The sequence below is a fragment of the uncultured Fibrobacter sp. genome (genome assembly GCF_947305105.1).
In the GTDB taxonomy this organism is placed as follows: domain Bacteria; phylum Fibrobacterota; class Fibrobacteria; order Fibrobacterales; family Fibrobacteraceae; genus Fibrobacter.
The window spans coordinates 122,860-141,286 of the sequence record NZ_CAMZCS010000004.1 but is presented as its reverse complement, the minus strand read 5'-3'; the positions used below and the strand labels follow the sequence as shown (position 1 = coordinate 141,286).

The 18,427-nt window shown below is 51.9% G+C and carries 15 protein-coding genes; 4 read left to right on the top strand and 11 right to left on the bottom strand.

Annotation, left to right across the window (positions count from 1 at the left end; all coding sequences use genetic code 11):
* Positions 1–287: 287 nt before the first annotated feature.
* Entirely contained in the window at positions 288–1,973 is a 1,686-nt protein-coding gene (locus Q0Y46_RS03410) for a glutamine--tRNA ligase/YqeY domain fusion protein (RefSeq protein WP_297944878.1), read from the top strand.
* A 224-nt stretch (positions 1,974–2,197) separates the two neighbouring features.
* Here the strand turns inward: Q0Y46_RS03410 and Q0Y46_RS03405 are convergent, their stop codons facing one another.
* The 3 genes from Q0Y46_RS03405 to Q0Y46_RS03395 form a co-directional block, all read right to left on the bottom strand.
* Entirely contained in the window at positions 2,198–4,063 is a 1,866-nt protein-coding gene (locus Q0Y46_RS03405; RefSeq protein WP_297944876.1) for a CotH kinase family protein, read from the bottom strand.
* Positions 4,064–4,261: 198 nt separating this feature from the next.
* A complete protein-coding gene (locus Q0Y46_RS03400) occupies positions 4,262–6,079 on the bottom strand; it encodes a CotH kinase family protein (RefSeq protein WP_295678864.1) in 1,818 nt (605 codons plus the stop codon).
* A 208-nt stretch (positions 6,080–6,287) separates the two neighbouring features.
* A complete protein-coding gene (locus Q0Y46_RS03395) occupies positions 6,288–8,360 on the bottom strand; it encodes a CotH kinase family protein (RefSeq protein WP_297944871.1) in 2,073 nt (690 codons plus the stop codon).
* 192 nt (positions 8,361–8,552) lie between these two features.
* Between Q0Y46_RS03395 and Q0Y46_RS03390 the strand changes: the two genes are divergently transcribed.
* The gene (locus tag Q0Y46_RS03390; protein WP_297944870.1) at positions 8,553–9,713 is read left to right on the top strand and encodes a DUF3300 domain-containing protein; all 1,161 of its coding nucleotides are present in this window, start codon (positions 8,553–8,555) and stop codon (positions 9,711–9,713) included.
* Positions 9,714–9,887: 174 nt separating this feature from the next.
* On the opposite strand, the gene Q0Y46_RS03385 is transcribed toward Q0Y46_RS03390, so the two are convergent.
* On the bottom strand, positions 9,888–10,553 hold the full coding sequence (locus Q0Y46_RS03385; protein ID WP_297944867.1) for a hypothetical protein: 666 nt from the start codon (positions 10,551–10,553) through the stop codon (positions 9,888–9,890).
* An 11-nt stretch (positions 10,554–10,564) separates the two neighbouring features.
* Positions 10,565–11,275, bottom strand: coding sequence for a YgcG family protein (locus Q0Y46_RS03380; RefSeq protein ID WP_297944864.1), 711 nt, complete (start codon positions 11,273–11,275; stop codon positions 10,565–10,567).
* Positions 11,276–11,540: 265 nt separating this feature from the next.
* On the opposite strand from Q0Y46_RS03380, the gene Q0Y46_RS03375 reads away from it, so the two are divergent.
* Positions 11,541–12,176: an alpha/beta hydrolase gene (locus Q0Y46_RS03375; RefSeq protein WP_297944861.1), complete on the top strand. Its 636-nt coding sequence runs from the start codon at positions 11,541–11,543 to the stop codon at positions 12,174–12,176.
* Here the strand turns inward: Q0Y46_RS03375 and lnt are convergent.
* From lnt to Q0Y46_RS03360, 3 genes are read right to left on the bottom strand one after another with little or no spacing between them, the layout of a single operon-like run.
* Entirely contained in the window at positions 12,162–14,093 is a 1,932-nt protein-coding gene (gene lnt / locus Q0Y46_RS03370; protein ID WP_297944857.1) for an apolipoprotein N-acyltransferase, read from the bottom strand. The two genes, Q0Y46_RS03375 and lnt, sit on opposite strands and share 15 nt — an antisense overlap.
* Positions 14,094–14,110: 17 nt before the next feature.
* On the bottom strand, positions 14,111–14,797 hold the full coding sequence (gene rsmI, locus Q0Y46_RS03365; protein ID WP_297944855.1) for a 16S rRNA (cytidine(1402)-2'-O)-methyltransferase: 687 nt from the start codon (positions 14,795–14,797) through the stop codon (positions 14,111–14,113).
* A 16-nt stretch (positions 14,798–14,813) separates the two neighbouring features.
* Positions 14,814–15,416 (bottom strand): hypothetical protein, encoded by a 603-nt coding sequence (locus Q0Y46_RS03360; protein WP_295678840.1) that lies wholly within the window; start codon positions 15,414–15,416, stop codon positions 14,814–14,816.
* Between the two features lie 67 nt (positions 15,417–15,483).
* Between Q0Y46_RS03360 and Q0Y46_RS03355 the strand changes: the two genes are divergently transcribed.
* On the top strand, positions 15,484–16,206 hold the full coding sequence (locus tag Q0Y46_RS03355; protein WP_297944851.1) for a UDP-2,3-diacylglucosamine diphosphatase: 723 nt from the start codon (positions 15,484–15,486) through the stop codon (positions 16,204–16,206).
* Positions 16,207–16,210: 4 nt separating this feature from the next.
* Here the strand turns inward: Q0Y46_RS03355 and Q0Y46_RS03350 are convergent, their stop codons facing one another.
* The 3 genes from Q0Y46_RS03350 to Q0Y46_RS03340 form a co-directional block, all read right to left on the bottom strand.
* Positions 16,211–16,645: a hypothetical protein gene (locus Q0Y46_RS03350; RefSeq protein ID WP_295678834.1), complete on the bottom strand. Its 435-nt coding sequence runs from the start codon at positions 16,643–16,645 to the stop codon at positions 16,211–16,213.
* 8 nt (positions 16,646–16,653) lie between these two features.
* The gene (locus Q0Y46_RS03345) at positions 16,654–17,373 is read right to left on the bottom strand and encodes a hypothetical protein (protein ID WP_295678830.1); all 720 of its coding nucleotides are present in this window, start codon (positions 17,371–17,373) and stop codon (positions 16,654–16,656) included.
* A 193-nt stretch (positions 17,374–17,566) separates the two neighbouring features.
* Positions 17,567–18,346: an alpha/beta hydrolase gene (locus tag Q0Y46_RS03340; protein ID WP_295678827.1), complete on the bottom strand. Its 780-nt coding sequence runs from the start codon at positions 18,344–18,346 to the stop codon at positions 17,567–17,569.
* Between the last annotated feature and the right edge of the window lie 81 nt (positions 18,347–18,427).

Genomic DNA, 18,427 nt, shown 5'->3' with positions numbered 1-18,427 from the left:
TTACGAACGTGAAACAAAAGTTTGTATGAAACTGAAAACAGCTACGGCTATGAAGAATCCTGGTGCAAGCTTCTGGAGTTCTTCTGAAGGAAGTCCCTATGGTGTGTCCTATATGATATTAACAGTCAAAATCGATAGAGTGATCGTGAAAAACGCCTATCAGAACTGGGGTAATAGTGAGAACTACGGGCATTCGGTTTGTTGCCTCAATGATTAGCTGAGGTCTTCCCCTTTTAAGTGGGCGTTTTTCTATATTTTCCCTCGTAAAATTTTCAAAGGATACCACAATGGATATTCCCGAATCTTCGAATTTTGTGCAGGACATCATCGTCAACGATCTTAAGACGGGCAAACGCACCAAGGTGCATACCCGTTTCCCGCCGGAGCCGAACGGCTACATCCACATCGGACACGCGAAATCCATCTGCCTGAACTTCGGTACGGCAAACAAGTACAAGGATTTCGGCGGTATCACGAACCTCCGCTTCGACGATACGAACCCGACCAAGGAAGACGTGGAATACGTGGATTCCATCCGCGAAGACGTGAAGTGGCTCGGTTTTGAATGGAAGGGCGGTGAATACTTCGCGAGTGACTACTACGACCAGATTTATGCATTTGCCGAAAAGCTCATCGAGATGGGTAAGGCTTACGTGGAAGACCTGACCCGCGACGAGATGCAGGAATACCGCGGCAACGACGCCGGCAAGCCGAGCCGTCCGAGCCCCTACCGCGACCGCAGCGTCGAAGAGAACATGAAGCTCTTCCGCGAAATGCGCGACGGCAAGTACGCCGACGGCGAGAAGTGCCTCCGTGCGAAGGTAGACCTCTCTAGCCCGAACATGAACATGCGCGACCCGGTCATCTACCGCATCAAGCATTGCACACACCACCGCACTGGCGACAAGTGGTGCATCTACCCGATGTACGACTTTGCGCACCCGCTCAGCGACTGGATCGAAGGCATTACTCACTCCATCTGTACGCTGGAATTCGAAGCGCACCGCCCGCTGTACGACTGGTTCCTGATTGAGCTTGGTCTCGACAACCGTCCGCAGCAGATTGAATTTGCACGCCTGAACCTGACCTACACCATGATGAGCAAGCGCAAACTCCTCGAACTGGTGGAGACGAAGGCCGTGTTGGGCTGGAACGACCCGCGTATGCCGACGGTCTGCGGTTACCGCCGCCGTGGCTTCACGCCGAGTTCCATCCGCGAGTTCTGCGACCGTATCGGCGTTTCCAAGGCCGACTCCATGGTCGACGTGAACCTGCTCTACTTCTGCATCCGCGAAGAACTGAACAAGACGGCAAACCGCGTGATGGCCGTGATTGACCCGGTGAAGCTCGTGATTGACAACTGGGAAGACGGCAAGGTCGAGATGATCGAAGTCGAGAACAACCCGAACGACGAAACCGCCGGCAAGCGCCAGGTTCCGTTCGGCAAGGAACTCTACATCGAAGCCGACGACTTTATGGAAGAACCGCCGAAGAAGTACTTCCGCCTGAAGCCGGAAGGCGAAGTCCGCCTGAAGGGCGCCTACTTCGTGACCTGCAAGAGTGTCGAGAAGGACGCCAACGGCAAGGTGACGGTGATTCACTGCGAATACGACCCGCAGAGCAAGGGTGGCGAGACTCCCGACGGCCGCAAGGTCAAGGGCACCATCCACTGGGTTTCTGCCGCACACGCCGTGGACGCCGAAGTGCGTTTGATTAATAATTTGTTCACGCTCGAAGATCCGGCCGCGGTTCCCGAGGGCGAAGACTGGCACGACTACCTGAACCCGGAATCCATGGTCGTGAAGCAGGCCAAGGTGGAGCCGAGCCTCGCCGACGCCAAGCTCGAAGACCGCTTCCAGTTCATGCGCCAGGGCTACTTCTGCCTCGATAGCGAAGATTCCAAGCCGGGCCACCTTGTCTTTAACAGGACTGTCGATCTTAAGGATAGCTTCGCCAAGCAAGTCGCGAAGTAATTCGCCGATAAACTTCGCAATACTGCGTCACGCGAACTCTCGCTGTATGTCAATACAGCTTCGGTTCGTGTTCCTTGTCTTGCTCGTTTCTAGGCGAATTACTGTTTAGGTTCTAATTCGAATTACTATCAGGATTATTGTTTCAACGTTTGAAGTTTTCGCGATACTTTGTAAAAAAGGCGCCCTTGCGGACGCCTCTTTCTTTTATGAGAGGAGTGTAAACTTTATCGGCTGATCATCTTGCCGTTCAGTGTAGCGAGCCAGTGCTGATTGCGTGCTGCGCGCGGAATCTGGAACGACTGCGTTCCGGCGCGGATTTGCTTTTCGAAGAGAACGTTGCCGTTGAAGTCTACGAGCCTGAACATGCCACCTCTTTCGCTCTGGACGGTAATCCTGTTTTCGTTGAGAGTGTAGAAGTTCTGTTTTCTTATTTCCTGATGGCCTATGATGGCGTCTCTCCCAGGATTTGAGCTGCTTGAAGATGATGAAAACCTTGAATGGCTTGACGGACCCGGACTGCTACTGGATGAACTCGGAGTAGTCGGCTTGTCATCGTCGTCGTTGTCTTTGTCGTAATAGCCCCAATCGTCGATGATGAGCGCTTCGGTTGCCAAGGGGGAGGCGGGCTCGCTGAAACTCATCTGCTGGTCTATCCATGCGAATCTATCCTTGACATATTTGCGCAGATGCTCGATTTCGGCATCCCACGTGGGCTCGTTGTAGTAGTTCATCTTCATGCCCATGCAACCCATGCCGCCGCCACCCCAGCCCCACATGCCGCCGTTGTTTCCGCCATTATTGTTGCCGGATTCCATCGGGTCGGCGTCGCAGGTGCCGCTAGACTGGCCCAGGTTCGGCCAGCGTTCGAAATTGCGATTGGCCGCATTCTTGAGGACGGTCTTGAGTGAGTCTATGAAGTGGTCGATGTTCTTGGTGTGCCACACGCCACTGCGGAGCTCTGCCCAACGAGCCTTGTATTTTTGCTGGAAGGTGTTGTTGCTCCAGATGTTCTGGATCCACTTGGCGACAAACCATTCGTTCATGCCAAAAGCGAAGCCTCCGTCATTTGCACTCTGCGGAATACGCCAACCGTCGGCCTTTTCGCCCCCGACACGCTGGTAGGCGCCGAATGCCAAGTTGAAGTCCCACGGTGCACCGAGCTGGAGCTTGCCGCCCTTGCTGTCCTTGTCCTTGAACATGTAGAAACTGCAGATGTAGGCGTCGGTGTTGTTGGTGACATCTTCGTGGATGATGTAGTCCGTTGCTGCTTCAATATCCAGAATGTCGAGGCAACCGCTGCTTGTGATATCGCCTTGGTCGCATTTTTGCTCGATGGAGTTGAAGAAGTTTTGGATATACTGCTGCTGTTCCTTGGTGGTGTTTTCCTTTTTCGGAGAACGCATCACGACAGGGGAGCCGTCCTTGCTCTTGAAACCTTCCTTGTCTAACCCCTGCGTGGAGTTGTTTTCCACCTTGTCGACGCTCAGCACGTAACCGCCGGTCACGTCGTCGCCGCTGATATCTTCGTCCTTGAGTTTCGCGATATGCACTCGGGCTTTGGCACGCTTGATTTTTTCAAGCAACAGGTACACGCCCTTGTATTGCCCGTTCAGGTAGAGCTCAAAAAATTTGAAACGGGAACTGTAGCGACCCGTGCGCTGGTAGAGCCAGTAGGCGAGCGCATTGCGGATGAGCGTCTTGTCGACATACGGCCCGTGGAACACCCAGTCGGCGCTCTTGGGCATGCCTAAAACCTTGAGGCTCGTGTCGTGGCAGGCCGTGTCGGCGACGTTCGTGCAGGGGCGCGCCTTGAGTTCGATTCCGTAACCCTTTTTGGGGAAGTCCGCGGATGTCTGCCCGCGGATCTTGATGCCGATGTTGTATTTTTCGCCCTTGGAACTGTCGGCAATGCTGTTCGTGCCTTTGTCCAGGATGCTCATGGTGGCGGGTATCTTGTCGGCGCCTTTCTGGAGCGCTTGCCCGTTTTGTGTGTTCACGATAACCAGCGGCAAATCGTAGGACTGCGCGAATAACGGAATCGCCATAGCTAGGACGACGCCATGGAAGAAAATTTTTGATTTGCAGAACATATTATACTCCTTAACCTAACTCCATATAATAATCTATATAATTTAATAGGTGGAGTATGCATTTATTACAGATTATGCGCTATAAGCGTTGATTCTTTAACATCCGCAAATTCATTCAAAAAATGGTGAAATATCGCAAAAAAGAGGGACTTCCCGTTTTGGGGGAAGTCCTTCGGGTTTGCTCGAATCTAAGCTTGGCTATCTGTTCATCATCTTGCCGTTGAGAGTCGCTATCCAGTGCTTGTTCCTTGCCTTGGCAGGAATCTTCAAGGTCGTGAGGCCGGCCTTGATGCGGGTCTTGTACAGAACCGTGCCATTCAGGTCGAGAAGGGCGAAGGTTCCACCCAGAGTTGTCTGGACGTCAATATGGTCGCCATTCACGGCAAAGAAGTTCGTCGGGGAGAGCCTGCTGAAATCGTCCATGCGAAGATCCAACGGCTTTTCCTGAGAAGAGGTGTCTGTTGTTTCGGTAGTGTCCTTGTCGTGCTGCCAGTCGGGATTGTGGATTGAAGGATCGACTGGCTCGGTGACCACCGGATTTGCCGGTTCCGTAAATCCGAATTTCTGGTCCATCCACTGCATTCTTTCTTTCATCTTCTTGCGGAGATGTTCCACTTCGCCATCCCAGGTATTGGCGTTGTTGCCGCCCATGCCCATCTTCATGCCGGAACTTCCGCTGCCGTTACAGTATTTCATCGGCTCCGGGTCGGTATCGCCCTGGCCGCTGTTTTGTCCCAGGTTCGGCCAGCGCTTGAAGTTTCTGTCGGCGGCGTTTTTCAGGTATGTCTTCATGGAATCCAGATAGGCGTCCATGACTTTGGTGTGCCAAACGCCACTGCGGAGTTCTGCCCAACGTTTTTTCAGTTCGCTTTGGTAATCGCTTCTCTTCCACAGTCCAGAGAGCCAGTTCGGGGCTTTCAAGCTACCCATGCCGCCTCCGCCGAAGCCGAAACCACCCATGCCGCCTCCGCCGCCACCTTTGCTTTCAATTTGCCAGTTGTTGCCACCGCCATAGCCCATCATGCCGCCATTGCTCATGGCGAGGTTGAAGTCCCACGGCGGGCCAAGGGTCACTTTGCCTTCCTTGAATTCCTTGCCATCCTTGCCGCCCTTGTCCTTGGGCTTGTACAAGAAGAAACTGCACCAGTAGGAGTCTCCGTTGTTGGTGATTTCTTGATGCAAGACGTAGTCGACGGCAGAGGCGAGATCCACGTATTTATCGTATCCGTCACCGTTTTTGCCGTTTTTGAACAGCGCTTCGAGGTCGTTCAGATACTTCTTCAGGTATTCTTCCTGCTGTTTTTGAATATTCGCTTTCTTGGGATAGTGCAAAATGACGTTCAAACCATCGGAGGTGTTGAAACCTTCGGCTTCGATACCGCCCTGGTTATTGCTGCCGCCGCCACCGGTGTTGGTGCCGACTTTGTCGAATGCCCAAAGGTAACCGCCAGTAAGGCTGTCGCCGGCAATATCGGTTTCTTTTAGCTTGCTGATGTTCACGCGGTACTTGCCACGCTTGATTTTTTCAACCATCACATACACACCACGGTACACTCCGTTGATGTAGAGGTCGAAATGCTTGGTGCGCGGAGCGTAACGGCCTGCCTGCCTAAAGAGCCAGTAGGCGAGTGCGTTGCGCAACATGCTCTTGTCTACATAGGGGCCGTGCAGCACCCAGTCGTCGCTGGGCGGGAGCCCGAACATGCTCACGTCCGTGCCTTCGCCCTTATCGTCGCGAATCTCGATGCTGTAGCCAGGCTTGGGGAACATGGCAGAAGACTGACCACGGACCTTGATGCCGATATCGTAGAGTGTCCCCTTGGCGCTGTCAGCGACATTGTTTGTTGCTCCGTCCAGTACTTTCATGGTGGCGGGAATCTTTTCGATGACTTTGTTGTCAAGACATTTTTGCTTGGTGTCAATGAAAATCGCAGGTAGATCGATGGTCTGCGCGAACAACGGGATTACCATGGCAAAGATAAAGCCATAGAAAATAATTTTGGGTTTGCTAAACATATACTCTCCTTGGCCAAACACCATTAATAATCTATATGATTTGCCGGAAGACATTTATATTTGTCGATGAACACTTGCTTTTTGCGTTGTCAATGTTGACATTTTTGTTTTTTTTTGAAAAAAGCTGAAATTTCGCTTTTTTAGCCCAAAAAAAGAAGGACCGCCTACTTGGGCAGCCCTTCTTTGGCTATCTCAAAATACCGAAAGATTATTTGTTCATCATCTTGCCGTTGAGGGTGACAATCCAGTGCTTGTCCCTTGCCTTGGACGGAATCCTCAGGGTCGTGACGCCGGCCTTGATTTGGGTCTTGTACAGGACAGCTCCGTTCAGGTCGATAAGGGCAAGCGTACCCGAAATAGTTGTATGAATTTCAAGATGATTGTCATTCACTGCAAAGAAGTTCATCGGGGAGAGCCTGCTGAAATCGTCCATGCCCATATACGGGTTTGTTGAACCAACTCCATGATGGTGCGTACTTGTATCCCTGGGATTCGTCTTGCCCGGATTCGTTGTCTGACCCGGATTCGTTGTCTGACCCGGATTCGTTGTCTGACCCGGATTCGTTGTCTTGCCCGGATTCGTCGTTTGACCCGGGTTCGTTGTCTGGCCAGGATTCGTTTTGCCCGATTTCGTGTCAGAGGAGTCCTTGTCATGCTGCCAATCCGGTTCATGAATGTCGGCTACCAGAGGTTCCATCACGGTCGGATTTGCGGGTTGCGTAAAGCCGAGCTGCTGGTCCATCCAGGCCATTCTTTCTTTCATCTTCTTGCGGACATGTTCAAACTCGCCTTCCCAGGTATCAGCGTTGTAGCCGCCCATGGGCATGCCCATGCCGCCCATGCCGCCCATGCCGCCCATGCCGCCCCACATGCCGCCCATGCCGCCCATGCCGCCGCCTTGCTGGCCGCCTTGCTGGCCGCCGCCCTGGTTGCAGTATTTCATCGGTTCCGGGTCGGAATCATAGGTGCCACTGGCTTTACCCAAGTTCGGCCAGCGCTTGAAGTTCCTGTCTGCGCCGTTCTTCAGGTAAGTCTTCATGGAATCCAGGTACTTGTCCATGGTCTTGTCGTGCCAAACACCGCTACGGAGTTCAGCCCAGCGTTTTTTCAGTTCACTCTGATACTTTGAGTCGTTTTTCCACAATTGGTACAGCCAGTTAGGGCCGGAGAAGCCCATGCCCATCATGCCGCCGCCACCGCCGAACTTGCTGCTGTTTTCGATTTGCCAGCCGCTGGTGCCTGAACTTCCAAAGCCGCCGCCCATGCCCATGCCGCCCCACATGCCTCCGCCTTGTTGGCCACCGCCGTTTTCGGGTTGGGTTCCGTTACTCATGGCGAGGTTGAAGTCCCACGGAGGGCCGAGAGTCACTTTGCCGCCCTTGCTATCCTTGGGCTTGAACAGGAAGAAACTGCACCAGTAGGAGTCTGCGTTGTTGGTCAGTTCCTGATGCAAAACGTAGTCGATGGCGGATCCGAGGTCTACGTAATTTTCGTATCCGGCTCCGTTCTTGCCGTTCTTGAAGAGGCCTTCGAGGTCATTCAGGTACTTCTTCAGGTATTCTTCCTGCTGCTTCTGGATGTTGGCCTTCTTGGGATAGTGCAGAATGACGTTCAAGCCATCGGAAGTCTTGAAACCTTCCTGTTCGATACCGCCCTTGTTGTTGTTGCCTGCGCCACCGGTATTGGTTCCGGTCTTATCGAATGCCCAGACGTAGCCACCCGTAAGGCTGTCCCCGGCAATGTCGGTTTCTTTAAGCTTGCTTACGTTCACGCGGTACTTGCCGCGCTTGATTTTTTCGATAAGCACGTACACGCCGCGATACACGCCGTTGATGTAGAGGTCAAAGTGCTTGGTGCGGGGACTATAGCGACCAGCCTGCCTAAAGAACCAGTGGGCGAGCGAGTTTCTAATCATGCTCTTGTCCACATAGGGCCCGTGGAAAATCCAGTCGTCGGAAGGCGGGAGCCCGAGCATGCTCACGTCGATGGCTTCTCCCTTGTTGTCTCGGACTTCGATGGTGTAACCGGGCTTGGGGAATGTGGCGGAGGACTGTCCTCTCACCTTGATGCCAATGTCATAGAGGGTGCCTTTGGCACTGTCGGCCACGCTGTTTGTTTTTCCGTCCAACACCCTCATTGTGGCAGGGATTTTTTCGGTGACATTCATGTCCAGGCATTTTTGCTTGGTGTCAACAAAGATAATAGGGAGGTCATAGGTCTGAGAAAACCCTAACCCCACAACAAGGGCGACTGGCGCCACAACTCTAACCAACATATTCATACGTTGCCTCCAACATTTTACATAAATTTATATGTTCTGTCGGAAAACGCTTTGTTAATTCAAGTTTACGTGTTGTAAAATGTTGTTGTAATTTCTTTTTGGTTGGCTTTTTTTGCAAAAAAAGGCTTTTTTTGGAACCGAACGGTGGTCAGGGACATCTAATTGATGTATTTTATGGTGTAAGAGGTTTCCATGATTGAAAACACCCTGAAGTCGAGTTTTATTGCCCGGTGGATTCGGAAGGCGCTCCCCCTGTTTTTGCTGTTTTCGGGATTTGCCTTTGGCCAGGCCAATTATTCGCCTGCCGAATTGGATACGCTTGTCTCGACAATAGCCCTTTATCCGGACCCTCTGCTGGTCCATGTGCTTACGGCTTCAACTTATGGTGACCAGATTCCTGCGGCGAATGCTTTTGCCCAATCCCATAAAAATGAAAAGGGCGAGACTCTGGCCAAGTCTATTGAAAATGCCAATTTGACTTACGATCCGAGCGTTCAGGCCTTGATTCCGTTCCCTACGGTTCTTGATATGATGGCCAAATACCCCACGTGGACCGACCAGTTGGGGGATGCTGTCGCGGCCCAGAAGGATGGTGTCATGGATGCTGTTCAGCGCTTGCGTCACAAGGCTTACGAAAACGGCCACTTGAAGTCTAACGAACAGGTGACGGTCAGTGCCGATACGGTTATTGTCGTTCAACCGACCCGCACGGAATATGTCTACGTGCCGGTGTACAATCCCCGTGTTGTTTACTATGTCCGCTCCGATGGCTATACGACTTATGTCCGCTATAGTTCCGGTGTTTGGCTTGGTACATGGTATGGAGAATGGGGCTGGGGAACCTGCTGGTTCGACTGGGGCCCGCGTGTGATTTATGTGCGCAATTATCGGTGGTATCCGCACCGCCCGATTCCGCACCATCCGCACCGATTTAGGCCTGCTCCCAGACCGGGATATGGCCCACCGCCTCCGCGTTATACGGCTCCGGCCCCGCGTCATGCCCCTGCGCCGAAAATGTCTCCGGCACACCGGGAAGCCCCTCCGTCAAGAGCTCTGGCTCCTGCTCCAGCGCCGCGTTCTGCAGCGCCCGCTCCGGCAACACGTTCGTCGGCACCTGCTCCGGCTTTGTATAGGCCCGCTGCCGACAATCAGGCCGGTTACAGAACTGCACCTGCTCCGGCTCCGAGAGTCGCTCCAGCTCCCGCCCCTGCGCCAACTCCAAGGGCAACGCCTGCACCCGCGCCGAGACCCTCTCCGGCACCTGCTCCGCGTCAGTACGAACGAAGTTCAAGGGACGACCGTAGCTCCGACAACGGGCGCTTTGGTGGCCGTTCAAGTGGAAGACGGAGATAGTGGTTAGGGGCTAGGATCTAGAGGCTAGGATCTAGGGAGAAATATCACTGCTTCGCCGTCTTATATTGACGCACGAAGTGCGTGATTCTTTTCACTAGCCCCTAGTCTCTATTCTCTAGTCTCTCAAAGACTCATCGCTCACCGCTCATAGCTCATTGCTCGAGCCTCTCGCTTCTACACCCCCAGATTATTTGCCAGGGCTTCTATTGCATTCAGATATGCGTTCTGGCTTTCGATTCCGCCTGTGGATAGCGCGGCCCCGTTGGGGATATTTTGCAAGTACATGTAGACTTGGTCTGCCGTGGCGGGATATTCGCCCGTCTGCAAAAAGTACACGCCGTACAAGATGGGCAAGAGCTTTGTTTCCCACAGTTTTGCGGTCTTGCTGAAATTGAACTTGGGCGTCATCATCTGATGGCGCATCTGGATGAGGAATCCGCGAAGTTCCGCCTGGCATTCCTTTTGTAACTCGTTACGGGGGGCGGCGCCTTGGGCAATGGGGACAGCCCCGGCGATGACCACGTTCCTGTAGGCGATATGCAAAAACTCCAGCGGGAATTCGTGCCAAAGCGATATGATTTCGTCGGCGGTGAAGGTGTACCCGAACGAGATGTTGCTGCGGCTGGCGCGTTCTGCGAGGTCTTGTAAAGGCTTGAGATCTTCTGCTGAATTGGATCGGAGAATAAAGCTTATATTCCACGGGCTTTGTAGTGGGGAGTACTTTTCCATGAGGCAGTCGCCGTGCAGGAATGCGGATACCAGGTTGTTGCTGAGTGCCGCTTCGAGCAAAGTGGGCCATTCAGAAGATTTGAGTTCTTGAAGTGTCAGAATCTTTTGCATAGTGTACCGCCTTACCGGCTCTTGAATCCGCCGTTGAAATTTTCAAAGTTGCAGAATGTTCCGTTGAAACCTGCTTGCTTGGTCGAGGATATGCGCGTTTTTTTGGGACGAGCGTAGAAAAATGCTACGACGAGGCCTGCAAATACAATCCCTATGAAGATGTAGTTTTGCCATGGGAATGGTTCGTCGGCAAGGAGATTGTCGGGATTGACCGATAATGTTTGGCCGCTTGCTGCGAGGATTTCGCCGGATATTTCCCAGATGAAGTTGACGATGCCCCGGCCGTATTTTTCGACGCGGAAATCTGGCATCAACGCTTTCTGCTCAATTTTCTTGAAATCGATATTTGGATAGCTTGTACTGAATCCTTCGCTTGCGATGACGTGCTTGCTGCGTTCCTTCATGGACACGTAGACTAGGATTCCCTTGGTGTCGCTGCCTTCGAGCCTCCATTTGTTGGCGACTTCTTTGGCATAGGCGTAGGTCTCGTTTGTTCGAGAGTCGTTCATCAGGACAGCTGCAATTTTGACATCGGTCTTTAGGTAGACTTCGGTGACAAGGGCCCTGAGAAATTCAGCTTCTTGCGCACTCAGCAACCGGTCTTCGTCGTAGAGGACCCCGTTGGGAGCCGGAGACGGTACATTGGAAGCAGTTGCCATGGCTCCCAAGGCAATGCATGCAAGCAAGATTTTTGCTGCTGTCTTTTGTAACCGCCTTATCATAACAAACTCGTAGTAAAAAAGAAAACTCCAAATTTTTCCAAGTTGGAATAATGACCCAACGACCCGATTTCTTTGAAAATTTATAACTTTTTTTGAATAAATGTGCAAAAATAACGTTTTGGGGAGTATTTTTTTGTAATATAGGTTACAATAAATTTCATAACCGAGCAAGAATGAAAAGTTTTTTTCGATAGGTGTTGCGTTTTTGCGAATTATGCAGTATATCTTTTGGATAGACTGTTGAATTCATAAATGGATGGGTAGCATGAAAGAAGTATGGTTCTGGTTGCCCGATTGGGCTGTCGATATGGCTATATGGGAGGACGATCTGGTGAACGTCGCTCCGCAGGCCGACCATACCTTCGTCCCGTATGAATCAATGATTGCACAACTGGATGACGTCAGCCGCATTCCCGGAATCGATAAAGCGACGACCGTGGTGGGCTGGGGCCTGGGGGCGCTTGCCCTTATGAAGAGCTCTGCTTCTTTAAAAAAATCTGATTGGATTTTGCTTTCTCCCTTTGCCGACTTCTGTGACGATAGTGGGGAATGGACCCAGCAGAATTTGCGCTTTATGGCGAAGCAGTGCTTGACAAATCCGGAACCTTCTCTTAACACTTTTGCAGAAGTTTTTGAAAACGAGTTCGGCGATTGGCAAGACGATTGGATGGCTGCCGCCAAGAAGGTGAATAAGGAATTGCTGTCCAAGGGCTTGAACTACCTTGCCGAAACCCGTGTTACAGAACCGGTCGGGGAGGGGCGGAATATCCAGGTTGTCTATGGCCGCCAAGATACGTGTGTCTTGCCTGCGCAGACGCTCAAGCTCAAGAACCTGTTGCCCGGAGCTTCGTTCCGGGAACGCCCGAAGGCCGGGCATTGGCCGCCGTTACTGCTGCTGTAGCTTTTTCCTTTGCAGTATGCAACCGGCAGAACAGGTCACCAAATAAATTAAGAAGAACCACAGCAGGGCCGTTTCGACCGTGTCGCCGATACGTTCGTAAAGCGTGTGCCTTGTCTTTAGCTGCATCTTGCGCTGGACTACAGTGGTCTCGAACAAATTCGTGTTATGGCTGTAGTGGCCGTATTGGTCTATGAATGCGCTGATGCCGCTGTTGGCGATGCGCGCGACTGGCATGCCGGTCTCGATGGCGCGGTAGCGGACTAGGTTGAGGTGGTTCCCTGGGGCAGTGCTCCTGCCGAACCAACCATCGTTAGTGATGTTTACCATGAGCCGAGAGCCTTCGCGGGCGGCTTCGCGTACGAGGTCGCCGAATATGGCGTCGTAGCAGATGTATGGAGTCCAGTGGTAGAGGTCGTAGACGGGAGTTTCGGTGCCGGGGACGAAATCCCCTTCGCCAAAGTCGACATAGTTCAGGATGGGGAAGATGTCGTCGAAGGGAATCCTTTCGCTGAAGGGTACCAGGTGTTTTTTGATGTAGCGTTGCCACCCGTTGCCCCCTCCTGGAGAGAACATGAACGACGAATTGTAGATTTCGTACCGGCGGGGACCGTCTGAGTCCTTGATTCTCATGTGGTCCAGTGCTCCGGTCAAGACATAGGCATCTTTGTCGTTTGCCAGTTTTTGCAGACGTCTTATGACTAGCGGTTGACGGCGGAGGTGGTCTGGAATGGCTGTTTCTGCCATGAGGATGATGTCTGTGCTATCGGGGACGCTGTCGTAGGCCATCCCGAGCGTCTTGTCGACAATGGAATCGAATCGAGCCCGGCTCCACTTGGCTCCTTGTGCAATGCTCGGTTGGATAAGTGCGATATTCGGTGCCTTGTCGCCATCTTTAATATAGAATGGTTGTGCGTCGGCCCGCGAAAGAACGATAGACCCTTGGATGGCAAGGCCTGCCAAAATGAATGCGGGAATGAGGACCGGCCATTTTTTCTTGATGCCTTTGCGGCGGATTCCCTTTTCGACAATCATATTCGATGCGATGATCATCGTCGTGTATCCGAAAATGCCTATGAAGGAAAGCGCTTGCAGGAGTTCCAGCTGGTTGCCGAAGGCGTAACCGAGGTGGCTCCACGGGAAACTGAAGTCCCCGCGGGTGCGCGTCATTTCGAGGCCGGCGTAGAACAGCGGGAACAGAACGAGTAGCCACGGCTTTCCCTTGATTTTTATGGACCTCGCCAAGGTGTACACGAATGCAGCAAGGACGTTATGCACGCTGAAGAACGCAATGAGCAGCACGAGCCCGAAGAGGATGAGCCCGGAGGGCGCAGTCTCGACGTGCATGACGTTATATATCCAGTAGTAATTGATGGTGTTGAACAACATCCCCGACCAGAATGTCGCAAACATGATTGTGCCGCGCTTGTAGCGGTTGAGGACGATAAACCACGGGACGAGCAAGATGGGCGCTGCGGGCCCGAGCGGCAACGGCGGGAAGGCGAGCGCATAGAAACCCCATGCGATAAGGGAAAGTGCGAGTGCCTGCCGGGATTCCTTTTCTTTAATCTTGCGGTAGTTCCAACGAATGAACAGAATCATCCAGAACAGGAATGCCGGGAGGAACGTCACGGAAATCTGGATCAATCCGGCGTGGCTTGCGCTCAGGTAGTCCAAGGCCAAAAAGAGAAACGCTATGGCTGTGTAGGTGTAGAACGAGAGCCTGAAGTTCTTGCGTATGGGGCGCAGAATGAAGAATACGGCGGCGATGGCGACGGGCGCAAACTGGAGGTTCTGCGTGTACAGGCCCGGTTCGTCGGGGCGGGTGGTGAAGATTGCCGCTTCTGCAATTAGAACAGCGACTGCGTAAATCCAGTAAAGCTTTGGTATGGGCTTGAGCGCTTCTATGATTTTCGGCATGTTGCTAAGCTAGGGGTTCAGAGGCCTGATTTATCTTGGGGGTTGAATATCAGGACGAACTCGCCTTTGGGCGGGCGCGCCTTGAAGTGAGTAGTGATTTCTTCCGGAGTCCCGATGAGGTGTTCTTCGAATTTTTTTGTCAGTTCGCGCATCAGGGCTATCTTGATGTTGCCGTAGACTTGGCCGATTTCTTCTACGAACTTGTCGATGTTATGCGGGCTTGCGTAAAAGATTTGCGTGGCTTCTTCATCCTTGAGTTTTTCCAGGAGGTGTATGCGCTGGGCACTTTTTTTCGGAGAGAAGTACTGGAAGGTAAAGTGGTCTGTGGGCATGCCGCTAGAGACGAGGGCGGCGACCATGGCGCAGCAGCCGGGGATTGCCCTTACGTCGATGCCGTTGCGGACGCATTCGCGGACCAGGTTGAATGCGGGGTCGGCAATCCCCGGCGTGCCGGCATCGCTCACGAGAGCGATGTCGCCCTCGTTTTGCAGGTACTCCACGTATTTCGGAGTGACTTTTTCCTTGTTGAAGTCGTGGTAGGGTTCCATGGGAGTCGTGATCCCGTATGTGTCGAAGAGTATGCGCGAATGGCGCGTGTCTTCTGCCAGTACCAGGGGGACTTCTTTCAGGATGCGAACCGCTCGGTAGGTAATATCTTCCATGTTCCCGATTGGGGTCGCTACGATGTATAGGGTGTGCGGCATAGTTAAAAGATAGTAACTAATAGTCGCTTGCGCTATTGAGGTCGGTTTGCCGTTGCTCCTGGAATTCGAATGCCAGCCGCTCGATGAGTTTGCGGTGCATTTCCGTTGCGGCCTCGTTGACAAGATCGCTGCGCAGGATTCCGTACCAGAAGGCTTCGACGTGTTCGCTCTCGATGTATTCGATACTTTGGACAAGGGCCCCTTCGCAGTAGAATTTCGTGGAGAAAGTGAATGTCCAGTCTTCGTTTACGGGGAGCGCGGGCCAAAGGGGGATGAATGCTGCTCCAACATACCAAGCGCTGCCTTCGGCCTTGCTGGAGGGGGCTACCGATACGTGGATGTCTGCATTGCCGTAGCACTTGTCCGAAGGAAATGCCTGTTCGCTGATGGCCGACGAATACGCTTTTTTCAAATCTTCGGATAGGGGCTGAACATTTCCGTTGCGGTGTAAATTGATTTCCCTGTAGAACGGATGTTCTTGTCTTTCGCTGCTGATGGCGGTTCGGTCGGCTTGGGCCAGGTTTACAGAGCATGCGCTCAGGGCAAACATGCAAAACGCCATTGCCGTAATCGCAACGAGTTTTCTAGAAATGCCCTGTGTGGTCTCCGTTAAAATCATGCGTTAAAAGGTAGTATTTTATTTTGCCGAACGGACATCGCCCTTATATCTTGTTACATTGTGCTTGATGGATAAAGTTGCGTATTTCATTTCGGATGCTCACCTGGGTATTGATCCCCCGGGATGTTTGCCCGACAGAGAAAAAAAGCTTGTCGAACTGTTGCGCTCTTGGAAAGGGTGCGCGAGTCATGTTGTCATTGTGGGCGATTTGTTTGAATTCTGGTTCGAGTACCGCGACTATGTCTCTAAAAATCACTTGCCTTTAATCCGGGCGCTGGCAGACCTTGTGGAGTCTGGAGTGTCGGTCCATTTGTTCCGCGGCAACCATGACTTCGCACTAGGGGACTTCTTTGAAAAATCGGTAGGTGCGCATGTCCATGACAATGCCATCTTGGAAATCCAGGGAAAGCGGATATATGTCGCCCATGGCGATGGTGTAATCAAGTCGGATTGGAAGTACAGGCTCTATCGTAAAATTTTGGATTGTTCTTTGAATCGCTGGCTTTTTGGAATGTTTCACCCGGACTGGGGAATGGCTCTTGCCCGGTTTGTCGGCCGCAGCAGTCGCAAGGCGGGCGAAAACAAGGTCATTCCCCTTGACGAGTATTTGGAATGGGGGAACAGTGTCCTTCGCGAAAAAGCTTGCGACATCTGCGTTCATGGACATCACCATCTGGCCGGCGTCTGGAATGTGGAAAACGGGGTGGTCGCCTCTCCGGGAGAGTGGATAAAAAAATTCACCGTACTCCAGTTGGAGACCGGTGAACTTTTATTGAAGAATATTGACTAGTGGCTTAGTCTTGTGGATTCTCGTTAAAACGCTGCTCAGAAGCTTTCATCATCTTCTTGCTTTTGTTTTCGCCCCATATTGTGGCTACGAGATCCATGCTTGAGAACTCAGCCCACCAGTCTTCAACCCAGCACCAGTGATAGGTCTTCCCTTTTTCGTCGGTAACCGTCCAGTTCTTGTGTGCAGAGAAGGTGTAGGTTTTTGCGCCTTCCTGAATTTCGGAACTTTTTGATGTTTCGTCGTCAAAGCTGATAGTCCATGTCTTTCCCTCGGTCCTTTTGTATATGGCGATATTGAACGCCACGAGGATGACGAGAAAGATAATGGTCCACTTGTAATTTTTCTTTGTCAGCAACCAAATGATCGTAATGGTCAAGAGAATGCTGAGTGCAGCAAAATTATAGTGGGTCGGGTAAAAAACGCTGAGAACTTCAAACATTCTTTACCTTATTTTGCTTTAGCGGCGGCCTTCTGTTCGGCAACGAGGGAGGCAATGCTGAACGTGATTACCTTGCCGTTAATGTTACAGGTGGTACGGAAGCTCTTCTTGGGCAGGGCGATGCCGTGAGAAGAGAGCGTGCCCATGAAGGAGGCGTTGGCATGGCTCGCGATAGTACGAACGTTGATGAAGCCCTTGTCCTTGCTGAAGGTCAGCTTGAAGGTCTTCTTCGCAGTGTCGTATTCGGCAACCATGGTCTTGTTGACAGCCGTGTTCACGCCGGTCTTGTCGCCGCTGGTGCGCTTGTCGAAGATGATGGTTCCGCGGGAGTCGATGGAGAGCATCGGGAGACCGACGGAGTTACGGCAAGCGAGAACCTGCCACGGACCTTTTTTCTTGGAAGGCTTCTTGCCAGTGAAAATGAACTTACCGTTTTCCTGAGTCAGGTAGTAAGCTCCCGTCGCGATTTCTTCACCGATGGCATTCAGGGCGCCCTTGAAGTAGAGCAGGTAACCCTTATTGTTCGGAGTGAAACGGAAGGAAGTGGTTTTGAGTTTGGCCGTCGGGAAGATGGAAATGCGCTTGCCAACCGGATCCACTTCGATGTCGGCGTAGGCTTCTTTGTTGGGAGCCTTCTCCGCAATCTTGTCGAGCTTGATGGCCTTGGCTACATCTTCCGAGAAACGGATGAAACCACGGATGTCCATTTTTACAACAATGTTTTCCATTATACACCTCTTTGTTTGTTTGTTGTTTTGGCAATAAATTAATAATTTTTTTCGCTTGTTGCAACCATGGTAAGAAAAAAGCAATAAAATGGCTTTTTTTTGATATTCGTCACACTTATGTAAAAATGTCGTTACGTGTCACGAGAGCGGTCGATGCGCAGAAACCCTTATAAAATAAGGATTTACGGATGAATTAGTTCTTTTGTATGTTTTTTAAAATGATGTCTTTGAAGGTTTCTCCGAGCCTTTCTGTGGCTTTGGAATTTGGAATCTTTCCGAAAACGATGTGAGCGGCATCACGCTCGCTTTTGCGGTCAAAGAGAATGGATACTTGATTTTGCCTTTTGGACAGCTCTTTTTCAGGCATGCGAAGCGTTGAACGTACGAGAAATTTTGGATAGAGAAAACGATATTTTCTGGCAAGAGCGTCGGCGATGCTTTCTACGGGGTCGATAAGAATAAGTGATTGATTGTTGCCAAGTTGCTCTGCGGCAAGAATCGCGCCTGTTCCGCGCCCTGCAAGGAATTGCACGTGACCACCCGCCAGTTGTGAGGCGCATTCAGCGATGGCTTTTGCGTCGGGTTCGAATGTTTCTTGGGAGGGTGTTCCCTTGTTGTCGGCGCTTCCGCGATAGTTGAAAGCTATAAGTCTGAGTTCGTCTGTCGTTCCCATTTCGGCGAGGAACTGTGCCGCATCTTCGTCGGCACCAGGGTAGTAAAGAAGGGCCGGTGCTTCGTTGTTCCCGACAATCCAGCCATTGAGCGTTGTGCCGTCTTCTAGCGAGCATTCGGCGGCTTTCGCTGTTTCTTGTATGGCGGCTCTAGCCTCGTTGTGGCTTATGGCGCGCGGGTAGGCGTTCCTGCGTTCGGTGAGGGCGAGGTAGAATACCATGCTTACGTATAGGACTGCGATTATTCCTATGAATCGGAGAATGCGAGAAACGGTGCCGGAAAGAGCCTGCTTGAAATTCATGTACCAAATATAAAAAACTGTGAGTGTTCTCTTTAGTGAACGTTAAAAACAAAAGGACTTCCGCTTGGAGTTAAGCGGAAG

Coding starts and splice junctions, on each gene's coding strand:
- Q0Y46_RS03410 (WP_297944878.1), top strand. CDS start 288: ATGGATATTCCCGAATCTTCGAATTTTGTGCAGGACATCATCGTCAAC.
- Q0Y46_RS03405 (WP_297944876.1), bottom strand. CDS start 4,063: ATGTTCTGCAAATCAAAAATTTTCTTCCATGGCGTCGTCCTAGCTATG.
- Q0Y46_RS03400 (WP_295678864.1), bottom strand. CDS start 6,079: ATGTTTAGCAAACCCAAAATTATTTTCTATGGCTTTATCTTTGCCATG.
- Q0Y46_RS03395 (WP_297944871.1), bottom strand. CDS start 8,360: ATGAATATGTTGGTTAGAGTTGTGGCGCCAGTCGCCCTTGTTGTGGGG.
- Q0Y46_RS03390 (WP_297944870.1), top strand. CDS start 8,553: ATGATTGAAAACACCCTGAAGTCGAGTTTTATTGCCCGGTGGATTCGG.
- Q0Y46_RS03385 (WP_297944867.1), bottom strand. CDS start 10,553: ATGCAAAAGATTCTGACACTTCAAGAACTCAAATCTTCTGAATGGCCC.
- Q0Y46_RS03380 (WP_297944864.1), bottom strand. CDS start 11,275: ATGATAAGGCGGTTACAAAAGACAGCAGCAAAAATCTTGCTTGCATGC.
- Q0Y46_RS03375 (WP_297944861.1), top strand. CDS start 11,541: ATGAAAGAAGTATGGTTCTGGTTGCCCGATTGGGCTGTCGATATGGCT.
- lnt (WP_297944857.1), bottom strand. CDS start 14,093: ATGCCGAAAATCATAGAAGCGCTCAAGCCCATACCAAAGCTTTACTGG.
- rsmI (WP_297944855.1), bottom strand. CDS start 14,797: ATGCCGCACACCCTATACATCGTAGCGACCCCAATCGGGAACATGGAA.
- Q0Y46_RS03360 (WP_295678840.1), bottom strand. CDS start 15,416: ATGATTTTAACGGAGACCACACAGGGCATTTCTAGAAAACTCGTTGCG.
- Q0Y46_RS03355 (WP_297944851.1), top strand. CDS start 15,484: ATGGATAAAGTTGCGTATTTCATTTCGGATGCTCACCTGGGTATTGAT.
- Q0Y46_RS03350 (WP_295678834.1), bottom strand. CDS start 16,645: ATGTTTGAAGTTCTCAGCGTTTTTTACCCGACCCACTATAATTTTGCT.
- Q0Y46_RS03345 (WP_295678830.1), bottom strand. CDS start 17,373: ATGGAAAACATTGTTGTAAAAATGGACATCCGTGGTTTCATCCGTTTC.
- Q0Y46_RS03340 (WP_295678827.1), bottom strand. CDS start 18,346: ATGAATTTCAAGCAGGCTCTTTCCGGCACCGTTTCTCGCATTCTCCGA.